Raw genomic sequence first — 25,988 nt, 5'->3', positions numbered from 1 at the left:
CGTGGGAAGCTCGGCGTGCGTGTTCGCCATACTTCACGTTGCATGTGCGTTGGCTGTCATACCCAGCACGTTATTAGACCAATGGCCTTATTTTACTAGTTTAAACAGGAGATGCCGGACAAAAATGAAGGAAATGTGGAAGATATGTCAGGGTTTGTAGGAAAAAAATCCGGCAGCACAAGGCCGCCGGATAGAGATAAAAATTTTATGACGTGATGAAGGATTACAGCACCAGACCCGCGATAGCAGCGGAAAGGATGCTCACCAGCGTAGAACCGTAAACCAGCTTCAGGCCGAAACGGGAAACTACGTTGCCCTGTTGTTCGTTCAGGCCTTTAATCGCGCCGGCAATAATACCGATGGACGAGAAGTTGGCGAAGGACACCAGGAACACAGACAGGATGCCCACGCTGCGTGGAGACAGTTCGCCAGCCACTTTTTGCAGTTCCAGCATCGCCACAAATTCGTTAGAAACCAGTTTGGTCGCCATGATGCTACCAACCTGAAGGGCTTCGTGAGACGGAATACCCATGATCCAGGCGAACGGATAGAACGCGTAGCCGAGGACTTCCTGGAAGCTGATGCCAAAAATGGCGCTGAAAACGGCGTTGACCGCGGCAATGAGTGCAATGAAGCCGATCAGCATCGCTGCAACGATAACGGCCACTTTGAAGCCTGCCAGAATGTATTCGCCCAGCATTTCAAAGAAGCTCTGGTTTTCATGCAGATTGCCCAACTGCAATTCCGGCTCTTCACCGACTTTGTAAGGGTTAATCAGCGAGAGCACGATGAAGGTACTGAACATGTTCAGAATCAGCGCGGCAACGACGAATTTGGCATCCAGCATAGACATGTACGCGCCGACGATAGACATCGAAACGGTCGACATAGCGGTCGCGGACATGGTGTACATGCGTTTTTCGGACATCTTGCCCAGAATGTCTTTGTAGGCAATGAAGTTTTCGGACTGGCCGAGAATCAGTGAACTGACTGCGTTAAAAGATTCCAGTTTGCCCATGCCGTTCACTTTGGACAGGACCGTACCAATCGCGCGGATGATGATGGGCAGCACTCTAATGTGTTGCAGGATACCAATCAGCGCGGAAATGAAGACGATAGGGCAGAGCACTTTAAAGAAGAAGGAAATCAGGTTCTTCTCACTGTTAACCATGTCACCGAATACGAAGTCCGTCCCTTGACCTGCAAATCCGAGTAGTTTGTCGAACAGCGCTGCGACCCCTTTGACTGCGCCTAATCCAATGTCCGAATACAAGAAGAAATAAGCGAGCAGAATTTCGATGACGAGTAACTGAATAATAAAACGAATACGAATACTTTTACGATCGCGGCAGACGAGTAGCGCCAGCGCCGCAACAACAACCAGCGCCAGAATAAATTGCGCGATATGGGACAGGGACATGTGTGCTCCAAATATGAGGCAGGCCTAATTTTCCACGTCATTTTATGTAACGCGTGCATTAAAAATGAGAGGAAGAACGCAAAAAAACAATTATACCTTGGGATTTTATCTAAACTAAATGCTACGTCTCGTTATTCGCACTTTTCTGTTCATTCATTATTCTTATTCCACACATACTCGTCATCCTTCAAGTTACATGTGCGTTGGCTGCGTTCAGTCCCCCGAATCACTTACTTGAGTAAGCTCATCGGGACTCCCTCGCTTGCCGCCTTCCTGAAACTTGAATTATTTAGGGTATAGAAAACGAACCGCCGTGTTCTGCATTGCAGGCTGGCGGGATTTTTTCATGATGTTTTCTGCATGATTCAAAAGGAGAGTGATTATGTCAGTATCAAATACCACACGTGAGCTTGGACGTTCAGGAATCGTGGTTCCACCTTTTTCGTTCGGCGGCAATGTCTTTGGCTGGACGGTCGATCAGTCGACATCGTTTAGTCTGTTGGATGCGTTGCTGGCGCACGGGCTGAATTTCATCGATACCGCGGATGTTTATTCGCGCTGGGCACCCGGTAATCAGGGCGGTGAATCTGAAACCATCATCGGCAACTGGCTGAAAAAGAGCGGCCAGCGCGACAAGGTTATTATTGCTACCAAAGTGGGGATGGATTTGGGTGATGGCAAGAAAGGGCTGTCTCCTCGCTATATTCGTCAGGCGGTCGAGGCTTCATTACAGCGTTTGCAAACTGACTATATCGATCTGTATCAGGCTCATACTGACGACAAAGAAACGCCACTGGAAGAAACGCTGGCGACGTTTGATGCGCTGATTAAAGAAGGAAAGGTACGTGCGATTGGCGCGTCTAACTACAGCGCGGCGCGTCTGGGTGAGGCGCTGAAAATCAGTAAAGCTAATCATCTGGCGCGGTATGAAACGCTGCAACCGGAATACAACTTGTACGATCGGCAGGGCTATGAAGCCGCGCATGGAACCGCTGGTGCGTGAGCAGGGGATTGGCGTCATTAGCTACTATTCGTTGGCTAGCGGATTCCTGTCAGGCAAGTATCGTCAGCCGAAGGATGCATCGAAAAGTGCGCGCGGGCAGGGCGTGGTGGAGAAATACCTGAATGAGCGCGGCCGCACCATTTTGGAAGCGCTGGATAGCGTGGCGAATGCACATCAGACGACGCCGTCGCAGGTGGCGCTGGCCTGGTTGATCGCTCGTCCGAGCATCACCGCCCCGATCGCCAGTGCGACATCGCTGGAGCAGGTCGCTGAACTCGCGGGCGCGACCCGGCTGGTGCTACCGGCAGAAGATATTGAGTTGCTGGATCGTGCGAGTCGTTATTAATTAGGAAGCGGCTTTCTTCGTCACATTTTATATTAATGCGAACGGGGGAACGGTTTCGTGCGCCACAAATGTCGTGACTTATGATGACCTTGTTGTTATCCGGCGTAAAAAATTATGCATCGGTAGGCTGGACCGCCGAGTGAGCGGCATGGACGCCGCGAAAGCCAGTGCCGCGTCGGGAACGCGTCACTGGCGGCTCGATTAGCGGGCATGAATACCGATGGGACCGCGTAGCGGCATAATTTCCGCCAAAAGCCTAGGGGTCACGGGGCGAGCGGCGTTTGAGCCGCCCCGTGTCGGGAGCGTGCTACGAGGTAGCATGAAAATGACGGTATTATCGCGCACGAAACTGCCCTAATAGTGGCATAAAAGTGACTACCTAAAACCACTACCGCGCTTCTGCGCCATCATCCTCAAACCAGGCGGCCAGTTCGCGGCGCAGGTTATCCGACTGGGTGCCGAAGATGGCCTGTACCTGATGGCCGACAATAATTACGCCGATAGCCCCCAGTTTTTGTAGGCTGTCGCTGTTCACCAACCGCAGGCTGTGAACCTCGACCCGCAGGCGGGTGATGCAGGCATCCAGACTGACGATATTTTCTTTGCCACCAAAGGCGGTTACCAACTGCTGCAAGTTTTCTTTGTCTAGCGGTGAAGCGATTTCAATTTCGGTAATTTGCTTACCCAACATTGATGCGAACAATTTCCGAAAATTGTGAATCTTGCCCATCGTAGTCACCTCTTCGTTTGTTTATCAGCATGCGTATGATAATGCCGTTCACGTAACATTACTGTTAGGCGAAACACGGTGATGACGTTCCGTAGGAACCTCTGCACCGTGCCCGCCCGGTATCGTAATGCTTAACTAACAAGTATGAATCTTACTGCAACGCGCGGCGTAGGATCCGGCAGCCGTAACCTGACAGGTCGAGTACCCCTGAAAGCGTACTGCCAGTGGTCATTTCTTCGTAGGCGGCAGGCAGTGTGATCTGCTGCGGTGTTGCCGTGTAATTCTGTACGAAGATAAACTCACTTTCCCCATCATCGCGACGATGAGCGACAATGCCGTAAGGCAGATCGGTCGGTAGCGCACGCGGTAGACTCAGCGTTTGTATCAGCGTAGTGAAGAAATCACGCTGGAAGGCGAGATCGTTGCGCGACGCGATGTAATAGGCCTGACCCTTGCCGTAATCATTGACCGTAACGGCCGGACGTCCAGCGTAGAAATCGCTGTCATAGCTCGCCAGCGCCCGCGCGCCTTCGAGATGAATCAGCTCGCACAGGTGGGTGACCTGATACGGGCCGACCAGACGTTGCTCGTTACCGTCCAGACCGCTGATGCTGTTGCTTTCATGATCGTACAGCCCGTCGATTTCTTCTGCCCAGATCCCCATGATAGGACGTAGCGGACCAGGGAAGCCGTTTTGGTGGCACAGATCGGTTTCGTTGACGACGCCAGACCAGTAGGTGGTGACGAAGCTGCCGCCCTGTTTGACGAAGGCATCGACGCGTTCGGCAAAGCCATCACGCACCATGTAAAGCATCGGTGCGATGACGAGCTGATAGCCGCTGAGATCGACATCGGCGTTGATGATATCCACCGCCACGCCCTGTTCCCAGAACGTACGATAATGCTCGGTGACGGTTTTTTCATAGAACAACCCCGCGTTACGCGGCCCTTGGGCGTTGTCCATCGCCCAGCGGCTTTCCCAGTCGAAAATGATGGCGACTTTGGCGTCAACCCGGCTGCCTGCCACCGGTGCGAGTTTGTTGAGTATGTCACCCAATTCCTTCACTTCACGCCCGACGCGGGTGTCGATATGTCCGACATGATCGACAACGGCACCGTGGAATTTCTCAACGGAACCGCGGCTCTTACGCCACTGGAAATACTGTACGGAGTCTGACCCGTGCGCGACAGCCTGAAGCGAAGACAGGATGTGCATTCCCGGCTTTTTCAGTTTGCTGATCGGCTGCCAGTTGGTCATGCTCGGCGTTGACTCCATCAGGTAGAAAGGCTTTCCACCTTTTAGCGTACGCATCAGGTCGTGATACATCGCGGTGTAGGCACCCAGCGTGCAGTCATCTTCTGCGTTATGCCACAGCGGATAGCTGTCCCAGGAGATGAAGTCGATTACCTTCGCCAACTGCCAGTAGTCGTAATCATAGAAGTATTCCATGAAGTTCGTCGTGGTTGGCAGAGACGGATTTTCGGCTTTTAGCGGCGCAATTTCGGCGGCACAGAAATCGCTAACCTGTGAGGTGTTAAAGCGTTTCCAGTCCAGATTCAGGCCGTGAATCGACATTTCACCGATAGGCGATGGGGGTTCTAACTGCGACCAGTCGGTGTAGGTGTGGCTCCAAAAGGTGCTCCACCATGCTTTATTCAGCGCGTCTATCGTGCCGTAGCGGGCTTTCAGCCAGCTCTGGAAGGTGCTGCGGCAGGTATCGCAGTGGCACTCGCCGCTGTATTCGTTGGAAATATGCCAACCGATCACCGCAGGATGATTCGAGTAACGTTTTGCCAGCTGGGTGTTGATTTGTTTGACTTTCTCGCGATAGTTCGGCGAACTCAGGCAGTGGTTATGGCGACCGCCGTGCAGCGCCCGCACGCGGTTGCTGCCTACGCGCAACACGTCGGGGTATTTCTGTGATAGCCAGGCTGGGCGCGCCCCGCTCGGTGTTGCCAGAAAAACGAAGATACCGTTGGCATACAGCGTGTCGAGGATGCCGTCCAGCCAGCCAAATTCGTAGCGGCCTTCTTCCGGCTCAATCCCGGACCAACTGAAAATGCCCACGGACATGACGTTGCACTGGGTCTGCTTCATCATCTCAATGTCTTTTTCCAGAACCTCGGGATCGTCCAGCCATTGGTCAGGATTATAGTCTGCGCCGTGCAGCAGAACAGGCACCTTGCTGCTTAATGGGGGGAATTTGAACATCGTTCTCTCCTAAACGGGTTGTCAACGCGTTGAATACGGTTTGCGTGTTCGAGATAGCTGACAATGTGCTTACACGGCGATGATGGGTAGATCGTAAAGACGCTGTGAATACATCCCTGTACGCTCGAGTTGCGCCATCCATGGCGCAAACGCTTTACTCTTCTATCCCATTATCGCCGCTCTTGTTCAGTAAACGGATTGTCACGCTTTGAATACGGTTTACGGCTTACTTAAACGCTTTGATGGAAGGCAGGACGTTGCCTTTGCAGTCGAACAGCGCCTGATTTTCCCGCGCGTTGCCTTCCTTCCATTCGTCGTTGTTGTATTTCATGCCAGCTTTCGTGGCCCAGGTTGCGCCGGGAGTCGGCAGCCAGATTGGCTCCCAATAGAAGACGCCTTTGCCGCGCTGATTGGGGACGTTGATGACGCTTTGCATCAGGTCATGCAGGTAATTGGCCTGACCCTGAACGGAAGCCGGGTAGCCGCCCGCATCCAGCTCTTTTTGCTGGAAGCTGTTTTCCGCGTTATCGCAGTTTTCCAGCGTATAGGCATAAGCGGCTTCAACCACGATGATGTCTTTATTGTAGCGCTTGGTGACGTCGTTCATATTGTACTGCAACGCGCTGATAGGGCCGTTCCAGTAGGTGTAGAACGAGGCACCAATCACATCAAACGGGACATTACGTTTGACGATTTCATCGAACCACCAGATAAAGGTGTCGTTTTTGGTGCCTTCTGCCAGATGCAGCATGATCTTGACGTTATTCGCGCCCTGTACGTCCTTAACACCCTGAATACCGGCTTTCAGCAGCGCCGCGAGGCGATCGAATTCGCCGCCGCCTTGACCCCAGCTTTTTCCTTCCGGCCACAGCATCCCGCCGTTCAGTTCGTTACCGATCTGCACCATATCCGGCATGACGCCTGCTTTTTGGAATTCGCTAATCGTGGCTTTGGTGTAGTCATGTACGGCCGTTGTGAGCTGCGCGACGTTGAGGCCAGACCAGGCTTTGGGCTTGTTTTGGTGGGCTGGATCGGTCCAGAAATCGCTGTAGTGGAAATCCAGCAGCACTTTCATACCGTTCGCTTTGGCGCGTTTAGCCAGCGCCAGCGTGGTTGCCAGATCGTTGTTACCGCCGCCGTAACCATTGCCCGCCGCATCTTTCGGATCGTTCCAGATGCGCAGACGGATATAGTTAATGCCGTTTTCTTTCAGGATCAGCATGGCGTCTTTCTGCTTGCCGTGCTCGTCATAAAATTTTCCGCCGTGCTTTTCCACCTCGTTCAGCATGGAAATATCCGCGCCTTTGATGAAGTCGGCAGGGACGTTCGTCAATTTGTTGATCGTCACATTTTCTGCGGCATACAGGGTTTGCGGCAGGGAGACAGTCAGCAGGCCAGTTGCGAGCATGGCGGCCATCAGTACGCGTTTTTTCATTTTCATTTTACGTTCCTGGAATTTGTACAGATGTTGAGTAATTACCCTTTGGTTCCGCCTGAGGTCAGGCCGGAGACAAAGTACTTTTGCAATGAAAGATAAAGAATGGCGACCGGCACCGCGATCAGCACGGCTCCAGCGGCGTAGGTGGTGTAGCTAGCGCCCATCTTCTGCGAAACCAGGTTGTACAGCCCGATGGGCAGCGTGTACTGATCCGGCGTGCGCAGGATGGTGCTGGAGAGAATGAAATCACCCAGCGGACCGGTAAACGAGAACAGGGCGATCACCGCGATGATCGGCTTGGACAGCGGCATAATGATCTCGATAAAGATGCGGAAGTTACCCGCGCCGTCCATACGAGCGGACTCATCCAGATCTTTCGGAATGGCATCCAGATAGCCTTTCATCAGATAGGTGTTCATCGGGATCATGCCGCCGACGTAAACCAGCACCAACGCGATATGGCTGTTCACCAGTCCCAGCATCTGCGCCAGTACGAAGATGGCGATCAGGGCGGAGAACTGTGGAATCATCTGCAATAGTAGAAACAGCATTAGCCCGTTCTGGCGGCCGCGAAAGCGGAAGCGAGAGAAGGAATACGCGGTGAAACTGACGCTGATGAGCGTCAGAATCATGGTCAGGAAGCTGATCTTCATCGAGTTCCAGTACCATGCGGCGTAGTCAATCTGACCGTTGAACAGCTCCTCGTAGTGAATGAAGGAGAAGTTATCTGGGATGATCGAGGTGTTGAGCAGACTGTTGCCGGGGTTCAGCGACGCGCCTACCGTCCAGATCAGCGGATAAATAATGATGACCGCCACGATCGACAGCAGCAGGTAGGTCAGGCCGAGTTTGATAAAATTCTGGCGTTTAACGCTGTGTTTTTTCATCTGCGCGCTTTCCTATGCCATGTTGTCTTGTTTGAAGGAATTGGTTGCGCGGAACTGCCACAGCGCGACGCCCACGACAAAAATCGACAGCAGAATGGTGATGCTGGCTGCGATCGCATATTGGGAAGAAGACATGGTCAGCTTATAAATCCAGGACACCAGAATATCCGTCCCGCCCGCGTTGGAGCCGATCACCGCTGGTCCACCGTTGTTGAACAGATAGATGATGTTGAAATTATTAAAGTTGAACGTGTACTGCGTGATGATGATGGGTGCAATGGAGTAAAGCACCAGCGGCAGCGTGATGGTCGTCAGTTTGTACCAGCTGCTGGCGCCGTCAATGGTTGCGGCTTCATACAAGTCATCAGGAATCGCCTGCAATACGCCGGTGGTCATGGCGAACACAAACGGGAAGCCTAACCAGGTTTGCATCAGAATCAGCGCGGTCTTGGTCCAGAACGGATCGGTCATCCACGCTTTAGGCTCAATCCCTAATGCGGCCAGAATGCCGTTATTAATCACGCCAAACGTTTCGTTAAACATCCCTGCGAAAACCAGAATGGTAACGAAGCCCGGTACCGCCCACGGCAGGATCAGAATGGTGCGGATCAGCGGCTTGAAACGCAGGCCTTTCTGGTTCACCAAAATCGCCAGCAGGATGCCCACGGCGCACTGGAGTGTGGTCGCAATCAGCGTCCAAATCACCGTCCATTGCAGCACGTCAAAGAACGTCGAACGCCAGAGATCGAGCCGGAATATGTTGATAAAATTCGTCATCCCCACCCAGTCGACCAATTTAGCGGGCGGCGTGTGGTAAAGGTTGTAATTGGTAAAGGCGATGGAAAAGCCGAAAATAATCGGGAAAACCACGACAAAGACCAGCAGGATGAAGCCGGGCGTAATCATCAGATAAGGGAAGCCTTCGCTCAGCAGCATCTGATATTGCTTCTTCACGCTGTTCAACGGCAGGCCTTTATCGCGTCTGGCACCGCACACGTAAGCATCGCGCAGGCTGAGATAGTAAACGCCGACGCCAAAAGCGGCGACGATCACGCTGATAATGCCTTTTGCCAGCAGAAAAATAGAGTGATCGCGCGGCAGCTCGGTGCCCAGCGTGATGAGCCCCCAGGCGCCGTTTCGCAGGAAATCATGGAATATGCCGATGAAGCAGGCCATGACGATAAAGAAAAGCGCGCCTTTGACGAACTGGCGATTATAAATCTGTCCGAGTCCGGGGACGAGCGCCAGCAATACAGCCGTTCTGGCGTGGCGACATCCTCTTTCTTGTGGCGTAAGGCCGCTGGCGTTGACGGTCACATCTACCTCCATTCTCTTAAAAACATGGGGTTCCCTTACACCCCGAAACCTTATTGGGGAGAAATAAGGGATCCCATGTTGACCCACGGTGGTGCGGGGGATTACTGGTTACTGTGGTTAGCTTCGATCTGCATTTTGATAATCTTCACGGCAGATTCCAGCGCCGCTTTGGTGTCCTGCTTACCGGTCACGCTCAGCTGCAGCGCGCTGTTCGCGGGTGTCCAAACTTCCTGCATTTCCGGTACGCTCGGCATAGGAACGGCATAGCCAGATTGGATTGCGACAGCACGAGATTTTTCGTCGTCCTTAATCAGCGGATCGTCAACCAGCGCAGCAATCGGTGGGATCTCACCGGTTAACTGGAAGCGGACTTTGGCGTACTCAGGCTGATTGATGAACTCAATGAATTTCTGCGCCAGCTCTTTGTTTTTGGAGTAGGTGGAAATGCTGTAGCCTTTCACGCCCAGCAGCGAACGTGGATGCTCGCCGTTTGGCAGCAGCGGCAGTGGGGCGACGCCATAGTTTACGCCTGCATTTTTGTACGGCTGGAATGCCCAAGGACCGGTAATGACGGCAGCGGCCTTTTTCTCGGTAAACAGGGAATCGATCGCGTTAGCGCCGGTTTCACCGACGATGCCCGGTGGGAACAGGCCATCGGCGTAGAATTTCTTGATGTAGTTGACGGCATCAATGGTGGCTTGTTTATCCAGACCGATGTCTTTTACGTTCGGTGAACCGTTGCTGTTCTGCCCGAAAATGTAGCCACCCATCCCGGCGATGACGCCATAGGCGTAATAAATTTCGTCAAATTTCGCCAGCAGGCCGTAACGGCCTTCTGCACGTTGCTGTTTGGAGAAGGTGAACAGGTCGTCGAATTTTTCCGGCGGCTGTGGCATCAGATCTTTGTTGTACACCAGCACGGTGGTTTCAACGGCTTTCGGCACGCCATACAGCTTACCGTTATAGGTTTGTGCTTCCAGTGCCGGTTTGGTGAAACTCGACAGGAATGTCTGATCCAGCTTCAGCTCGCTAATCAATCCCTGAACCACGGCAGTCCCGACCTGATCGTGTGGCATCACGATCACATCCGGGCCGATTCCTGCTGGGCCATCCAGACGGAGTTTCTCAATCTGCTGCGCGTAGGGCGTTTCCAGCACTTTGATTTTGACATTATTCTGTTTTTCAAAGGCTTTGATCGCGTCGGCGATGCCGTCGGATTTCTTGATATCTTCCCATACCAGAAGTTCTTTGTCGGCTGCCAGCGCTGATTTGCTGAGTACACCGGTGATACCCAGTGAAATCATAATGACGGTGGTCAGTGTTTTCATTTTCATCATTAGTCCTCAAAGCCCTGGTGGGCCCATCATGGTAGGAAATCGTCGCGTACTTTCCGCTTTCGCCGTTTTTGCTGTCTCTGCGCGATGCTGTGTAACGTTACATCACACGGCAGTACACCGCAGGGAATGAGGCATCTAACAGTACACGTTGTTTGGCGATCGTCGCTGTGTGGTGCTTGACGCTTTATTACGCGTTTTCCACAAACTAGGATAACGGTTACACCAATGGCGATTACATTAAGCAGAGTGCGCCACGTCTGCCAGCGAAACATGTAAAGGCTGTGATCTTATGCACAAAAGTAACCCCCTGTTTGTGCAAACGGTTACACCATGCTGTTATATTGCAATTATGACCAGCGTGCAGGTAAACCTGACCGGATGCTAGTGCGTCTGGAAGGGCTACCGAGCCATTTTGAGTAGACGACCACTGGGCCGTTGTGACTCAGCGCTTATATCCTGAAAAGCAAAATTATCAAGAGGTTACCGTTATGGCGTCGATCCAGTTGGATAGAGTGAGTAAGCATTTTGGCAAAACGATTACGCTTCACGATGTGAATCTGACGATTGCGGATGGCGAGTTCGCCGTTTTTGTTGGGCCGTCTGGCTGTGGTAAGTCGACGTTGCTGAGAATGATTGCCGGGCTGGAAGATGTCACAGGCGGTGAAATCATGATTGATGAGGCAGTGGTGAATGATGTTGCCCCTGCTCACCGTGGCGTGGCGATGGTGTTCCAGTCTTATGCACTGTACCCGCACATGACCGTCGCTGAGAATATGGGCTACGGCCTGCGCGTGAATGGTGTCCCGAAAGACCAGATTAAGCACCAGATCGAGATGGTGGCGAAGACGCTGCAACTGTCTCACCTGCTGGAGCGCAAGCCGAAAGAGTTATCCGGTGGTCAGCGCCAACGTGTGGCGATAGGGCGCGCCATCGTGCGTAACCCGAAAGTGTTCCTGTTTGATGAACCGCTGTCGAATCTGGATGCGGAACTGCGTGTGGATATGCGGTTACACATCGCCAAGCTGCATCAGGAATTGAAAACGACGATGATCTACGTGACGCACGATCAGGTCGAAGCCATGACGCTGGCCGATAAAATCGTGGTTATGAATTACGGTAAAGTCGAGCAGGTAGGATCGCCGATGGAGCTTTATTATCATCCGGTTAATCAGTTTGTCGCGGGCTTTATCGGCTCGCCAAAAATGAATTTCCTGCCTGCGCAGGTTATCGATTGGACGCCGGATAGCCTGACGGTGAATATCGCCGAGCAGCTACAGCTTGAGCTGCCGATCCGCACTGGTGAACTGAGCGTTGGCAGCACGGTCACGCTGGGGCTGCGGCCGGAACACGTGTCACCGGAAGGTGAGGGGATTCGCCTGTCATTCGGCTGCGAGGTTGTCGAGCGTTTAGGTAACAGCACCTACCTGTTCGGTCAATGCTGCGGCATCGATAACTTCAAGCTTCTGCTGGCGGGCGACAGCGCCTTCAAACCGTATGAACACATTGAGGTGTTCTTCTCGCCCAATAACTGTCTGGTGTTTAACGCCGATGGCCTGCGTATCAGCGCGTAGTAAGCGACGGTATCGCCGAATCTAAATAGCTAAAATCCCTTCTAAACAGAAACAGCGCCCTTCGCGGGCGCTGGCTTTGCTTCCGCTGTCTACGGCCTATTGTAGAAACTGTTTTTCTTTATACTGGTGCGGTCTGGTGCGGTGTAAACGTTTCGTGCGTGTTAGGCACCTTATTTCTCTGCGACATTGTCACACGCCCGACAAGGCGCGCTTAATCGCCGCAGCGCCTTGACCACTGGCTTTTCGGCGTGATTCGCGCCGCTGCGCGGTGCCTTCGGTGTTCATGCTCGCAATTCGGACCGCCTGCGACGCGCTCCCGACGCGGCGCAGGCTTTCGCGGCGTCCATGCCGCTCATCCGGCGATCATGTACACCTCAGCGCGATTTTTTACGCCAATGTAAGAAAAACAGTGAGTGCGTAGATATCAGAAACGGAAAAAGGCCTTCGGTAGAAGGCCTTTTGGGAAATACCCGACGGGAATGATGGGCCCGTCGAGCTGAGGGTTAGTGCGGTATCACCACCAGGCTTCTGCCTGAATACCGAAGTTCACTGCATTACTGCGAGCGTCGTTGAAGGTGTTGCGGTTTTCATTTCCACGGTTTTGGTAAGACACGAAGAAACGCAGTTCCGGGCGTGTCAGCATAGGAATATCGGCACTGAAGGCGTGTGCCAGCGTGTATTTCTCACCACTGTATTTGGTTTCTGTACCCGCTTTCCAGCTGTCTTTTTTCTGGTATGCGCCAGCTTCCAGATAGGTTTTCTGGTTCTTGGTCCAGGCATATTGGCCACGGCCTACCGCAGACAATAACTCTGTGCTGTCGCGCCAGCGGCTGATTTCATCCGCTTTACCGTAGGTCAGAACATGGCTAAGCGAAATATTATCCGTGATCGGCAGATCACCGGCCTGAATGATGCGGTAGCCTTTGGCACTGTCGTTAATGCTCCAGACGTCATACCAGCCGCCGCCCTGATCGACCATGTTGTGTGCCAGTCCTTTGTCGGCATATTGCAGTACCAGTTTCTGGTTGGATTTGAGGCCAGAGAAGTATTGGCTGAGCTCGCCGGTGATCATCATCGAGTTTTTAGGATCGAATTTTTGCCCTTCCGCGAGGAAGATATTTTTCTGCGTGTCCGCTTCATTTGGCATCGCGTAGGAGATACCGAACTCCGTCCATGCACCATCCCACGGCTTCCATCCCGCATAGCGTGCGTCCAGATAGTTGATATTCAGATCGTCGTAGGTATCTGTTCTGCTTTGACATTCCTGACTGTTAATGCTGTTGCTACAGTCGACGTTCATGTTTTCAGCATCGGCACGGATCCAGGCAAAAGAGAACGCGCCTTCGCCCGCTTTGACGTTTTCGATCCCGGCACCCGCACCGGAGATATTCCAGTATTTGGTATCGATGATGTGCAAATCATGACGCTGATAGTAGCGTTTCCCCGCCCATACTGTGGCATCTGGCAGGCCAGGAACAAAGCCTTTTGCCTGAAGATTCAACTGGCGTAAACCAAACTCGGCATCGTCATTTTTTGTCGTTTCATTATCGTTCGAGCCGTTGGAGAACATGGAAATCATGCTATCGAAGTAAAACGTTTTCCCATTTTCGTTATACAGCTGCTGCCCTAATTGGATTTCGCCGTAGGTGTCATCTTCGTTACCTAATCTTCCTACATAGCTTTTATCGGCTGCCTGTTGTTTTCCGTGGTTTGAAGCCCCCACGCCAGAACGGAAGTACCCTGAAAAATCAACAGAATAAGAAGGGGTTGCCAGCATTGCCAAACTCAGCGCAATGGATGTTGTCAGCAGTTTTCTTTTCATAATATACCTTTCGCTTATTCGGGTAAGAATGTGGATGTTCCAAATAACATGACGTGAACGGAGGTAAAACGTTTCCACTCATGGCGAAGGATTATGGGGGAATAAAATGGCGCGTGACATGATTGTTCTCACAAAATACAAAAGAGTTACACCACTATTTACACTGATTTAACGATGTTACAGATGGGTTTTTGATTATTTATCAGCACTGTCTTGGTGTTATTTGCTGTGTAATGGTGTGTAAATGGTTACATATCTTGTCTGTGTGCCTGAAATGCAGCATAAAAATTTTTTATGACAGAGTCGGCGACGTTACATAAAAGGAGTGATGCGATGCCGAGTAGGAAACATTTCAGAAAAATAGTGAAAGCGTGTCAGCGGAAGAGAAATAAAGAACAGGGTGTGTAAGTGCAGAAAGGCAATGATGTCGTGCTTGCCTGATGCGAAGGAGCAACGCATCGGGCAAGCTGAATGATAAAGGCAGCTATTTCTTACGGGCTGGGGGACTGACAGAATGGCGGCGTACCAGCGTCGGGCTAAACATGTTCGTGGTTTCACTGAGCTGTTTACCGTGGGATAACGCGATGGCTAATTCTGCCGCCTGAATTGCCATCGCGGAAACCGGATAGTGCACGGTCGTCAGACGAGGACGAAGGTAGCGGGCAATCAATACGTCATCAAACCCGACCACCGACATATCCTGCGGTACGCTGATGCTGTTATCGCTCAGGACAGAAAGGGCACCTGCGGCCATGGAATCGTTGTAACACACCACCGCCGTCATGTTGCCGCCCCGACTCAACAGTTCCATCATGGCGGATTCACCGCCCACTTCGTCCGGTGAGGCGCGGGCAATGAGGCGTTCATCCCGTGCGATGCCGTGCTCTTGCAGCGCATCCACATAGCCTTGCAGGCGGTCGGCGGAGTCGGAAATTTGGTGATTAGAACAGAGAAAACCGATCCGCTGATGTCCTTCCTGAATTAAATGACGCGTTGCCAGCCAGGAGCCATAGCGATCGTCGAGCGCAACGCAGCGGTTTTCATAGCCGGGTAACGTGCGGTTAATGAGTACCATGTCAGGAATGTGGCTCATTAGCGCCGCCAGTTCCTCATCTGAAAGCATTTTTGCATGCACGATCAGCCCCGCGCAGCGGTGGCGAATTAGCTGCTCAATGGCTTTCTTTTCCTGCTCGGCATTGTGATAGCCGTTACCAATTAGCAGAAAGTTACCGGTTGCCTGGGCAATTTGTTCGACAGATTTCACCATCGTCCCGAAAAAGGGATCGGACACATCCGCGACAACCAGCCCCATGGTCTCCGCACTTTGGTGCGCGAGCGCTCTGGCATTGGCGTTCGGATGATATTGCAGCTCCGCCATGGCCTTGTGTACGGCTTCCCTTGAGGCGGTACTGGCTTTGGGCGAGTTATTAATCACGCGCGAAACCGTAGCGACTGATACACCTGATAGACGAGCAACATCCTTTATTGTGGCCATTGGCATTCCTGAGCGGTCAAATGCGTGGTGAGGCGGACCGCAGCCTAACGCACACGTTAAAAGAAAAAATCGATTACTTATATTTATAAATGTACAGGTTTTTGGGGGATGTTACCTATCCGACCACCTTTCCTTTTTGATCCAGACCGTACTTATGTGATCGCTATCAACAATCATCGGTCATTTCTCTCTTCCAAAATACCATTCCGAGGTTTAAATTTAGGGTAACCGATTACACTTACATGGTGGTTAAACGATAGCTGACTATCATTATTCAGCATTATTACAGCTGTTTTATCCATGCCATATAGTGAAACTGATTACATTAAGGGGTTTTTCTGGCTGAGTTTACAGACTGACCTGATGCCTCTCCGAGATCTCTGACGGACTGTTAGCGCCATACAATTGGCTGCGGATGGTGCCGCGGTTGTACCGAATTTGTGTTTTGTATTGAGGAATAGCTTATGCAGTTTGAGCCGACTGAACATCCGCATCGCCGTTTTAACCCGCTGAAAGGCGAATGGATTCTGGTTTCTCCGCATCGTGCCAAGCGCCCCTGGCAAGGGCAGCAGGATGAACCGGATCGCGCCACGCCACCGCCTTACGATCCGACCTGCTATCTGTGCGCGGGCAATAAACGCATTACTGGCGATATCAACCCGCACTATCAGGGCACCTTTGTTTTTACGAATGATTTTTCGGCATTGATGGAGGACACGCCGGATGCACCGTCGGGCGACGACGAGCTTTTCCGCGTGCAGCAAGCCCGTGGCGTCAGCCGTGTCATCTGTTTTTCTCCCGATCACAGTAAAAGTCTGCCACAACTTTCGCTGCCAGCGCTGAAAGCGGTGATTGATACGTGGAGCGATCAGACCGAGGAACTGGGCCAGCGGTATCCGTGGGTTCAGGTTTTTGAGAATAAAGGGACGATGATGGGGTGCTCCAATCCCCATCCGCACGGGCAGGTTTGGGCTAACGATTTTCTGCCGAACGAAGTACAGCGTGAGGATGAGCAGCAACGCGATTATTTCTCCCGCCACGGTTCGCCGCTGCTGCTGGACTACGTTCGTCGCGAGCAGGCTGACGGCTCGCGCACCGTGGTGGAAACGGAGCACTGGTTAGCGGTTGTCCCTTATTGGGCGTCGTGGCCGTTTGAAACGCTGGTCCTGCCCAAATTCGCCGTACAACGGTTGCCGCAGCTAAATGACGTTCAGCGTGACGATCTGGCGTTGATCCTGAAAAAACTGACCAGCCGTTACGACAACCTGTTCCAGTGTTCCTTCCCCTATTCGATGGGGTGGCATGGCGCGCCCTTTAAAGGTGATGACATTGCACACTGGCAGCTGCATGCCCATTTTTATCCCCCGTTATTACGTTCCGCCAGCGTGCGCAAATTTATGGTCGGCTATGAAATGCTGGCTGAGACACAGCGTGATCTGACGGCAGAGCAGGCCGCTGAACGTTTACGCAGCGTGAGTGATATCCATTTTCGTGAGCAAATTTGAGGTCATTTTATGAGCCGTATTGATTCTCTACGTCAGTTAACCGAGTCTGTTTTTGTCCGATTATTTGGCTATGCGCCGCACGCGGCTATTCAGGCTCCCGGTCGGGTCAACCTGATTGGTGAGCATACCGACTATAACGATGGCTTTGTCTTGCCTTGTGCTATTGATTACCAGACGGTGGTCAGCGCAGCGGTACGCCAGGATGGCATTGTGCGGGTGGTCGCGGTGGACTTTGACAACCAGCAGGATGAATTCGATCTCGCCAAAGAGATCGTGCCTCACCCGGACTACACCTGGGCGAACTATATCCGTGGAACGGTGAAGTTTTTGCAGGCGCGTGGCCTGCCGCTCACCGGCATGGATATGGTGGTCTCCGGTAATGTGCCTTCTGGTGCAGGGCTAAGTTCTTCGGCCTCGCTGGAAGTGGCGATCGGGCAGACGTTCAAAGAGCTGAATAATCTGGATATCAGCCAGTTGGATGTGGCGTTGAACGGCCAGCAGGCGGAAAACGATTTTGTCGGCTGTAGCTGCGGCATTATGGATCAGTTTATTTCCGCTCAAGGGCGTGTTGGCCAGGCGCTGTTGATCGACTGCCGTTCTCTGGAAGGGCGCGCTGTGCGTATGCTCGACGGCGTTGACGTCCTGATCGTGAATTCTAACGTGCGCCGTGGGCTGGTGGACAGCGAATACAACACGCGACGCCAGCAGTGTGAAGCGGCGGCGCGTCACTTTAACGTCAAGGCGCTGCGTGATGTTTCACTGGCACAGTTTGAAGCGGGAATCGAGGGGCTGGATCCGGTAGCGGTACGACGTGCGCGACACGTTATTACCGAGAACCGTCGTACTCTGGAAGCGGCTGATGCGCTGGCGCGTCAGGATGCGCACCGTTTGTTTACGCTGATGGCAGAATCACATGTCTCCATGCGTGACGATTTTGAAATTACCGTGCCACCGATCGATGCGCTGGTGGATCTGATTCAAGAGTATGTCGGTGAGCGGGGCGGTGTGCGTATGACCGGTGGCGGTTTCGGTGGCTGTATTGTCGCCCTTATCCCTTCGGCGCTGACGGATGAAGTCAAACAGGTGATTGAACGGGAATATCCGGCGCGCACCGGCCTTCAGCCGTCTATCTATCTGTGTCAGGCATCCGGCGGTGCAGGGCGTGTGAGCTAAGTTCAGGCTGGAAAAGGTGAGCGAAAAGGGCTTTGATTAAAGCCCTTTTTACATTTCATGTGTTTTACATTGCATATGTTTAAGGTAGCAGGAATAGCGTTGCCAGCCCGAGGAAGATAAAGAAGCCGCCGGTATCCGTGATCGCCGTAATCATTACGCTGGAGCCGACGGCCGGATCGCGGCCGAGTTTCATCATGATCAGTGGGATCGCGACGCCCATCAGTGCGGCGAGCAGCAAGTTCAACAGAATCGCCAGCATCATCACGCCCCCCATCGCGGCGCTGCCATAGAGCAGGAAGGTCACCACGCCCATAATCGTGCCCCATATCACCCCGTTTACCAGCGCAACGCCTAATTCTTTCAGTAGCAGGTATGATTTTTTGCCGTGTTCCAGTTGATGCAACGCCAGTGCACGCACGATCATGGTGATCGTCTGGTTACCCGTATTCCCGCCAATTCCGGCGACAATCGGCATGAGCGTTGCCAGCGCCACCAAATGAGATAACGTGTGCTCAAACAGGCCGATGACCCGCGAGGCGATGAGCGCCGTACAAAGATTGATGGCCAGCCAGGCCCAGCGATTGCGAAACGATTTATACACGGGCGCGTAGACGTCTTCAGAAGGCGTTAACCCCCCTGAACGTCGCAGGCTGCTGTCGCTTTCTCGGTTCACGACGTCGAGGATATCCTCAATCGTCAGGCGTCCCATGAGTTTCCCTTTGCTATCGACCACGGCGCTGGAAATTAAGTCGTAACGTTCAAAAGCCCCTGCGGCTTCTTCGACTTTATCTTCAGGCTGGAATCTCAACGGTTGATCGTCCATGACGTCATTAACCAAAGCCTGAGGCGAGTGGAGCAGAATGCTGGCCAGCGACAGCTCGCCGATCAGCGTATTTTTGCGATCGGTGACGAACAGTTTGTCGGTGGAATTGGGGATAGTTTTACGGTAGCGCAGATAGCGCTGTACGGCCGCGAGCGTAACATCGGCGCGCACGGTGATGAGTTTGAAATCCATCATGTGGCCGAGGCAGTCTTCATCATAATTGATGGCGGCACGTAGCTGCGCGCGCTGCTTTGGCTCAAGCGAGGTCAGTATCCTGCCCAGCAGGTGGCGGGGGACGAGGCGAGACAACTGAGCCTGCTCATCAACGTCCAATATCCGAACCGCCCTCAGGATTTCCTTGTCCTGCATGTCGCCGATCAGATCGTCAGAAATGCTGTCAGAGGCCTCAATCAACACGCGGCCGCGCTTCTTTATGGGGATCAGTCGCCAGAGCGCTAGCCGTTCATCATGCGGTAAAGATTCCAGCAAGTCGGCAAGGTCAGCGGCATGCAGCCCGATGATGAGCTCGCTGATTTCTGCGGTTTGATCGAGCAGGATGCTTTTTTCACGCAGCCTGATTTTGTTATTTAATTCAGCATTGTCGCCCAATGCGGCGTCATCGCGTTCCGTAACGCGCGGTTGCCGGTTGATAATGTCTTCAACCAGTTCTTTGTTTTCCAACAGCAGAAGGGAGATGCGGCGACGGAGGTCGGTAAGTTTTTTTACACTCGACATAATGTTTTATGCTCGATCTGTTTTTTATCCGTGTTTTATTAAACGTAGCGCAAAATCAGTAGATTAAGAATAGGATTACTGGCGAATCGCAGTCTGAAAGATGTGCGATAGTGCCCAGACGTGTTTTTTTATGAGGGATTTTATCTAACGAATTATTAAATCGCTTGCTACTTAGTTTTTGGCGATATATAGTCAGTTCCAGAAACGTAACCGATACCGATGGCAGAGACGATGAACGACAACGCTTACAAACTGGATGGACAACTGTGCTTCGCACTGTATTCAGCCAATCTGGCGATGAATAAACTGTATCGTCGTTTGCTGTCTGAGCTGAATCTGACCTATCCCCAATATCTGGTGATGCTGGTGTTGTGGGAGCGTGATGGTTTGACGGTGTCTGAACTGGGTGAGCGTCTGTATCTCGATTCCGCTACGCTAACGCCGTTGCTCAAGCGGTTACAAAGCGCAGGCTTAGTGGTGCGTAACCGGGGAACAGAAGATGAGCGTCAGGTGCTGGTCGGCTTAACCGAAGCAGGGCGAGCACTTCAGCAACAGGCGAAAGCGATTCCTGAAAGCGTGTTTTGCGCGACGGAATGCCATCTTGACCAGCTACAGACGATCAAAAAAGATTTAGAGACGCTGCGTAAGAATCTGATTGGGCATCTTTGAAAATACTGGCGGTTGCCTTGTGCATCCGCAGCCTGTCAGACAGCGTTATATTTGTTAAGTAGTATGCTTTTACGTGATTTTCTTTATATAAATTTCTTTATGCAAATAAGTAGTTAGCGATTTAATTTTTTGCTATGTAATTAAAGCCTGAGCAGCATCTATACTGCCTTAGGCCATTCCCTAACTATCTGGAGTCACATTATGTCTATTGAAAAAGTATTATACGTTGCTCATGCTCAAGCTACCGGTGGTCGTGATGGTCGTGCGGTGTCTTCCGATAAAGCGGTTGATATTAAATTGACGACCCCACGTGAGCTGGGCGGTGCAGGCGCTGAAGGGACAAACCCAGAGCAGTTGTTCGCCGCGGGCTATTCTGCCTGTTTCCTTGGCGCGATGAAGTTTGTCGGTGCGCGTGACAAAATCGCTGTCCCTGCTGATACCACGGTAAACGGTAGCGTAGGCATCGGTGCCATTCCGACAGGATTTGGTATTGAAGTTGAACTGAAAATTTCTCTGCCGGGCCTGGATCGCGCCGTGGCTGAAGATCTGGTGCAGAAAGCCCATATCGTTTGCCCATACTCCAATGCAACGCGCGGCAACATCGACGTGACCCTGACTGTCGTCTAAGCCCGACTTGAAGCAAGTACATAATTGATTGATGAATTCGATTGATTAATGAACACAATTGATTGATAAAAACGGTGGCTGCGAAGATTCGCACTGCCGTTTTTTTTATTGGTACGGCATAGCTGAATGGGCAACGGGCGTGAATGACGGGCACGGAAATACGAAGGCAGTATGCCTGATGAAGAAAAATAGAATATAAGAAACGGGTTGGTTAAGCGCTATTCTTTCTGATTGACGAGTACGTTAGCAGGAAGCAGTAATTGTTCAGCACGCTGCTGCTGTTTGTCTTGATGATGACCAAACGCGGTGATGGTGGAGTAGGCAAAGCGGCCTAAAAGAATAATGAAGCTGATGAGTAAAACGGCACGGGCGATCCGAGAGCCACTTCGTCGCGGGCGTATCGATAATCGTCGTTTATGGGTAAGCGTGGACATTACCAGTTAATCCTCTGTGAAAGCGAACATTCGCTGTTGTTTATTTAGGCACAAGCAGTAGACGAGGTCAATCTGCCGCAGTGAAAAAGATGATGGCCGATCCGGTTTTCGCACGTTCGGTATAAGGGGAGGAAGGAAGCGTGAAGAGAGGGGAGAATAAGGGGCGGAGAGAACCACCAAAAACCCGCTCAAACAAAAACGAATAAGCGGGTTGTGTGGTGCAAGGGATTACGCCGTGGTATTGACGTTACGCCCAATCGCCGGATTTGCTGGCAGAGGTGGTAATGCCTGCAAAATACCAGCAGCAACAGCTTCTTGGCTGTCGAGCGCTTTTTTCATCACAAGCGCGCTGGCCTCACTGCTGGTACGCATGCTGCTGAGGTCGGTCGCGAGTGATGCAATCTGTGATACATCCATTTTACTCTCCTTAAGACTGAGTTGGATTGATATCCGGTATGGAAAGGAAGCGCGCCTTTCCGCCGAGGTTGCATGATGTTGGCGAAAATTCTCGCCAGCCATCATTTTGGTATCGGCCCTATCCCTATAAACTTTATGTTAACCGGGCTTCATCGACCAGCTCGGCTGCACAATTTTGCGTCACGATACTGTGCGGAATACGTTCGGTTTTCCACGTAACGTTTTCATCAATCAGGCTTTTTCTTCCTCAATCATCAGCTTCCAGCCGGTGACGTCCTGCCAATACTCCTGTTCCCGTTCCAAATCCAGCTGTACCAGCGTGTTGTTGGTAAAGAAGTCGCGTGGGAACGTCAGCGTCCAATAGTTGTCATCGGTATGCAGCCGTAACGATTCCGGCGTTGTCGTCGCCTGACGCTGGTTATTCAACAGCGCGGCAAGGCGCAAAAGCTGCACCAGTGGCAAATACTGTTTCTTTTTGAACAGGTTCAGCCGCGGCAGCTCTTCCAGTTTGATCGCTTTACGGTGCAATCGCACGATCAGGGACAGCACAAGCTGCTGTTCCTGATTGAAGCCGGGCAGGTTGGTGTTTTGCAGAATGTAGGCGGAATGACGGTGCATGCCGCTATGGTTAATGCCCAATCCAACCTCATGCAGCATGGAAGCCCAGTTTAAGATGGCTTCGAGCTGTGGATGCACCAGGTTAGGATTTTGCTCTGCCCATTGTGCATAAAGCTGCTGCGTGGTTTCCCGCACGCGTCGCGCCTGCTCACGGTCGATATTGTAATGGGTCGCCAGGCTCTGCGCGGTACGGATACGAATATCCTGATGGCGGAAACGACCTTCCATTTCGTACAGCACGCCTTCACGCAGCGCGCCATCGGACAGGCGTAGTTCTTTGATCGCCAGCGCGTCGAAAATACCACACAGAATAGCCAGACCGGGCACCAGCACCGACTGGCGATCCTCGGACAGACCCGGCAGGCTCAGTGACTTGAAGTGCTTAAACTGCAAGATCTGCGTGCGTAGCATTTCCAGCCGCTCGGGAGTAATCAGGCCGTCTTTCTCTCCCATCTCCACCAGAATTTCATGTGTGGCTTTGATCGTTCCAGACGCGCCGAGGGCGAATTTCCAGCCGTATATGCGGTATTCCCAAGACAGCGTCTCCAGCTTTTGTGCTGCGGCCAGCCGGGCGCGCTTGAAGTTGGCTTCGCTGATTTCACCGTTCGGGAAAAACTGCTGTGCGAAGCTGACGCACCCCATACGACGGCTTTCCACCAGCATCGGCTCGAAATCTTCACCGATGACCAGCTCTGTAGAACCGCCGCCGATATCGATGACCAGCTTGCGGCCTTTTTCCGGCTGCGTATGCTCCACGCCCATAAAAATCAGACGGGCTTCTTCATGGCCGGAAATGATCTCTATCGGATAGGGAATGATATCCGCTGCGCGGCGCAAAAATTCCTGCGCGTTAGCCGCCTGACGCAGCGCGTGCGTGCCGACGATGGACACGTTCACAGCGGGGAAGCCTTGCAGCCGTTCAGCAAACAGCGCCAGACAGCTCAGGCCGCGTTGAATGGCTTCTTCGCTGAGCATATTTTTGCTGTCCAGCCCATCGGCCAGATGTACCCGCTGTTTTAAACGCCCCAATACCTGAAGCGCACCGTTTACCACGCGTGCGATCACCATGTGAAAACTATTGGAGCCCAGGTCGATAGCCGCGAATTCTTGCGGCTTTATCTCGGTTTTTTCATTGTTCGTTAACGGCATTATTCAGGCTTATCTCCAGGTTGCTCCAACGCCTTGATGTAGTCGTAAATGGCATTTTGCGCGCGTACTTTACGCTTGTTGCCGCGTGAGACATAGCGGTTGCTCGATTCTTTATCAATGACACGGGCTTTTACCGTATCGCTGAACAGAATATCCAGCGTTTCCAGCACGCGATTTTTCAACACAGGATCAAGAATTTCCACTGCGACTTCAATGCGATAATCAATGTTGCGTGTCATCCAGTCTGCGGAAGAGAGGTAGACTTTCTTGTCCCCGCCGTTGTTGAAGACATACACCCGATCGTGTTCCAGATAGCGGTCAAGAATACTGATGACCTGAATATTTTCACTGATCCCCGGTAAATTAGGGATAAGTGAACACATGCCGCGCACTAGCAGATTGATTTTCACGCCCGCAGAGGAAGCCTGATACAGCTTTTCTGCCAGCCCTTTATCCACCAGATTATTTACCTTAAGCGTAATGCCTGCATCACGATTCGCCAGCGCATTTTCGATCTCGGTATCGATCAATTGGTACAGCTTGTCGCGGGAGTTTTGCGGTGACACCAGCAGGTGTTCGAAGCTAACCGGGCGGTAAGGATTTTCAATGAAGTTGAAGACGCGACGGACTTCGTTGGTAATGCGTTCGTCGGCGGTCAGCAGCGAGTAGTCGGTATACAGGCGGGCGGTTTTCTCGTTGAAGTTACCGGTGCCGATGTGTGCGTAACGCACGATGTTTTCCCCTTCGCGGCGGGAAATCAGGAACAGTTTGGCGTGAATCTTCAGCCCAGGCACTGAGAAAATGACGTGTACGCCGGCTTCCGTCAGGCGCTTGGCCCAGTGAATATTCGCCTCTTCGTCAAAGCGCGCCTGTAGTTCGACCACTACCGTCACTTTCTTGCCGTTGTGAGCCGCATGGATCATCGAATTAATGATGCGCGAATCTTTGGCGACGCGGTAAATATTGATTTTGATGGACAGCACGTTAGGGTCGAAAGAGGCTTGTCGCAGCAGTTCCAATACGTGCTCGAAGGTGTGGTACGGGTAATAGAGCAGCACGTCGCGTTCGCGGATCGCATCAAATCCGTTGCGAAAATGGTTGAAGCCGGTGTGTCGCAGGCGCGGCAGGGGTTTGTTGACCAGATTGGCGCGTCCGACGTTCGGGAAAGAAATAAAATCTTTGAAATTGTGGTAGCGCCCGCCGGGGATGACGGAATCATAAGAAGAGATCCCCAGTTTATCGAGTAGCATGGCGACCATCGCGTCCGGCATGTCGCGCTGATAGACGAATCTCACCGGCTCGGCGGTCAGACGCTGCTTCAGGCTGGAAGACATCAGCTCCAGCAGGCTGGATTCCATTTCCGTCACCAGATCGTATTCCGCATCGCGCGTCATCTTCATGGAGTACGCGTTCAGCGCATCATAATCAAAGAAGCCCTTGAAGATATCATCCAGACAGTAACGCAGAATGTTATCGATGAGGATCATGGTCTTACGACGGCGCGGCGCTTCCGCTGGCAGGTTGACGAAGCGCGGTATTTTATCCGAAGGAATTTCCAGCAGGGCGTAACTGATCTCATCGCCACGAATAATTTCGACGGCAAGATAGGTATAGTTATCCTTCAGGAACTCCACCAGATCGGTTTCGTCAAAGATCAGTATTGGCGTGATATGCGGGCGCAGATATTGCCGGAAGTAATCTCTCAGCCACTCTTGCTGATTAGGGGAAACCTGACGCTCATTGACCAGAAAAATCTGGTTACGCGCCATCTCCAGCAGCAGTTCGTTGTACAGGCTATCAAAGATTTGATCGGTTTTGAGAACACGCGCCTGAATTTTGCCTAAAAGGTGTCGCAGATTGCCGTCCAGACCTTGCTCTTCGTTAATCAGAATGCGTCTTTTCAAATCGGCAAAACGGACTTTATAAAATTCATCAAGGTTGCTGGAGTAAATGCCCAGAAAGCGCATGCGTTCGATTAACGGATTGCTTTTATCTGCTGCTTCCTGAAGTACTCGTTCATTAAAGGATAACCAACTTAATTCTTTCTCTATGTAGAGTTTGTCCTGACCCATTGTCACTCCGCTCAACTCATGTACTGAAGGTTCATCCAATATTCATGCCCTTCTTCTGTGGGGATAGGGTACAACAACATTATGGCGTGTTGATGACGATAAAATCTAATTCATAGACAGACTTACCATTGTCATATTATGGGCGTAAAGGCAACATATGCTACCCGCAATACGTTAGCAACACGACT

The 25,988-nt window shown here is 52.1% G+C and carries 19 protein-coding genes and 1 pseudogene; 6 read left to right on the top strand and 14 right to left on the bottom strand.

All coding sequences use genetic code 11. From position 1 onward, the window contains the following. Positions 1–223: 223 nt before the first annotated feature. Positions 224–1,414: a NupC/NupG family nucleoside CNT transporter gene (locus tag HP572_RS13615; RefSeq protein ID WP_275901590.1), complete on the bottom strand. Its 1,191-nt coding sequence runs from the start codon at positions 1,412–1,414 to the stop codon at positions 224–226. Positions 1,415–1,802: 388 nt separating this feature from the next. On the opposite strand from HP572_RS13615, the pseudogene HP572_RS13610 reads away from it, so the two are divergent. Next, positions 1,803–2,769: pseudogene (locus HP572_RS13610) on the top strand (aldo/keto reductase). Between the two features lie 388 nt (positions 2,770–3,157). On the opposite strand, the gene HP572_RS13605 reads toward HP572_RS13610, so the two are convergent. From HP572_RS13605 to HP572_RS13580, 6 genes are all read right to left on the bottom strand, one after another. After that, a complete protein-coding gene (locus HP572_RS13605) occupies positions 3,158–3,499 on the bottom strand; it encodes a glucose PTS transporter subunit EIIB (protein WP_010301002.1) in 342 nt (113 codons plus the stop codon). Positions 3,500–3,650: 151 nt separating this feature from the next. After that, a complete protein-coding gene (locus HP572_RS13600) occupies positions 3,651–5,711 on the bottom strand; it encodes a beta-galactosidase (protein WP_240583493.1) in 2,061 nt (686 codons plus the stop codon). 226 nt (positions 5,712–5,937) lie between these two features. Then, positions 5,938–7,152, bottom strand: coding sequence for an arabinogalactan endo-beta-1,4-galactanase (locus HP572_RS13595; protein WP_174871601.1), 1,215 nt, complete (start codon positions 7,150–7,152; stop codon positions 5,938–5,940). Between the two features lie 35 nt (positions 7,153–7,187). Further along, positions 7,188–8,036: a sugar ABC transporter permease gene (locus tag HP572_RS13590; protein WP_205550096.1), complete on the bottom strand. Its 849-nt coding sequence runs from the start codon at positions 8,034–8,036 to the stop codon at positions 7,188–7,190. A gap of 12 nt (positions 8,037–8,048) precedes the next feature. Next, entirely contained in the window at positions 8,049–9,365 is a 1,317-nt protein-coding gene (locus HP572_RS13585; protein WP_010300993.1) for a sugar ABC transporter permease, read from the bottom strand. A gap of 89 nt (positions 9,366–9,454) precedes the next feature. After that, on the bottom strand, positions 9,455–10,687 hold the full coding sequence (locus HP572_RS13580) for an extracellular solute-binding protein (RefSeq protein WP_039284604.1): 1,233 nt from the start codon (positions 10,685–10,687) through the stop codon (positions 9,455–9,457). Between the two features lie 491 nt (positions 10,688–11,178). On the opposite strand from HP572_RS13580, the gene HP572_RS13575 reads away from it, so the two are divergent. Next, positions 11,179–12,261 carry an ABC transporter ATP-binding protein gene (locus tag HP572_RS13575; protein WP_240583492.1) on the top strand — a complete coding sequence of 361 codons (1,083 nt, stop codon included), beginning with the start codon at positions 11,179–11,181 and terminating at the stop codon, positions 12,259–12,261. 514 nt (positions 12,262–12,775) lie between these two features. Here the strand turns inward: HP572_RS13575 and HP572_RS13570 are convergent. Both HP572_RS13570 and galR read right to left on the bottom strand, forming a co-directional pair. Continuing rightward, the gene (locus tag HP572_RS13570; RefSeq protein ID WP_240583491.1) at positions 12,776–14,083 is read right to left on the bottom strand and encodes a maltoporin; all 1,308 of its coding nucleotides are present in this window, start codon (positions 14,081–14,083) and stop codon (positions 12,776–12,778) included. 484 nt (positions 14,084–14,567) lie between these two features. Next, complete coding sequence (gene galR, locus HP572_RS13565; protein ID WP_039274381.1) at positions 14,568–15,578, bottom strand: HTH-type transcriptional regulator GalR; 1,011 nt, start codon at positions 15,576–15,578, stop codon at positions 14,568–14,570. 464 nt (positions 15,579–16,042) lie between these two features. On the opposite strand from galR, the gene galT reads away from it, so the two are divergent. Together galT and galK are read left to right on the top strand one after the other, a co-directional pair. Further along, on the top strand, positions 16,043–17,083 hold the full coding sequence (gene galT / locus HP572_RS13560) for a galactose-1-phosphate uridylyltransferase (RefSeq protein WP_240583490.1): 1,041 nt from the start codon (positions 16,043–16,045) through the stop codon (positions 17,081–17,083). 9 nt (positions 17,084–17,092) lie between these two features. Next, positions 17,093–18,256 carry a galactokinase gene (gene galK, locus HP572_RS13555; RefSeq protein ID WP_014916151.1) on the top strand — a complete coding sequence of 388 codons (1,164 nt, stop codon included), beginning with the start codon at positions 17,093–17,095 and terminating at the stop codon, positions 18,254–18,256. Positions 18,257–18,335: 79 nt separating this feature from the next. Here galK and mgtE read toward each other — a convergent pair whose 3' ends face one another. Beyond that, positions 18,336–19,814, bottom strand: a complete 1,479-nt coding sequence (gene mgtE, locus HP572_RS13550) for a magnesium transporter (RefSeq protein ID WP_240583489.1) — start codon at positions 19,812–19,814, stop codon at positions 18,336–18,338. Positions 19,815–20,033: 219 nt separating this feature from the next. Between mgtE and HP572_RS13545 the strand changes: the two genes are divergently transcribed. Continuing rightward, positions 20,034–20,483 (top strand): MarR family winged helix-turn-helix transcriptional regulator, encoded by a 450-nt coding sequence (locus HP572_RS13545; RefSeq protein ID WP_014916149.1) that lies wholly within the window; start codon positions 20,034–20,036, stop codon positions 20,481–20,483. A gap of 201 nt (positions 20,484–20,684) precedes the next feature. Beyond that, on the top strand, positions 20,685–21,110 hold the full coding sequence (locus HP572_RS13540; protein ID WP_205550082.1) for an organic hydroperoxide resistance protein: 426 nt from the start codon (positions 20,685–20,687) through the stop codon (positions 21,108–21,110). A gap of 218 nt (positions 21,111–21,328) precedes the next feature. Here the strand turns inward: HP572_RS13540 and HP572_RS13535 are convergent, their stop codons facing one another. From HP572_RS13535 to ppk1, 4 genes are all read right to left on the bottom strand, one after another. Then, positions 21,329–21,544, bottom strand: a complete 216-nt coding sequence (locus HP572_RS13535; protein WP_010300967.1) for a YfgG family protein — start codon at positions 21,542–21,544, stop codon at positions 21,329–21,331. 228 nt (positions 21,545–21,772) lie between these two features. Beyond that, positions 21,773–21,961, bottom strand: a complete 189-nt coding sequence (locus tag HP572_RS13530; RefSeq protein ID WP_240583488.1) for a YjfB family protein — start codon at positions 21,959–21,961, stop codon at positions 21,773–21,775. 231 nt (positions 21,962–22,192) lie between these two features. Next, entirely contained in the window at positions 22,193–23,728 is a 1,536-nt protein-coding gene (gene ppx, locus HP572_RS13525) for an exopolyphosphatase (protein WP_240583487.1), read from the bottom strand. Next, positions 23,728–25,800, bottom strand: a complete 2,073-nt coding sequence (gene ppk1, locus HP572_RS13520) for a polyphosphate kinase 1 (protein WP_205550076.1) — start codon at positions 25,798–25,800, stop codon at positions 23,728–23,730. The genes ppx and ppk1 overlap by 1 nt, the downstream gene beginning before the upstream one ends. Between the last annotated feature and the right edge of the window lie 188 nt (positions 25,801–25,988).

This window comes from Pectobacterium sp. PL64, from assembly GCF_022477975.1.
GTDB lineage: Bacteria > Pseudomonadota > Gammaproteobacteria > Enterobacterales > Enterobacteriaceae > Pectobacterium > Pectobacterium jejuense.
The sequence above is the reverse complement of the archived record's forward strand: the minus strand, read 5'-3'. Positions and strand labels throughout refer to the sequence as shown.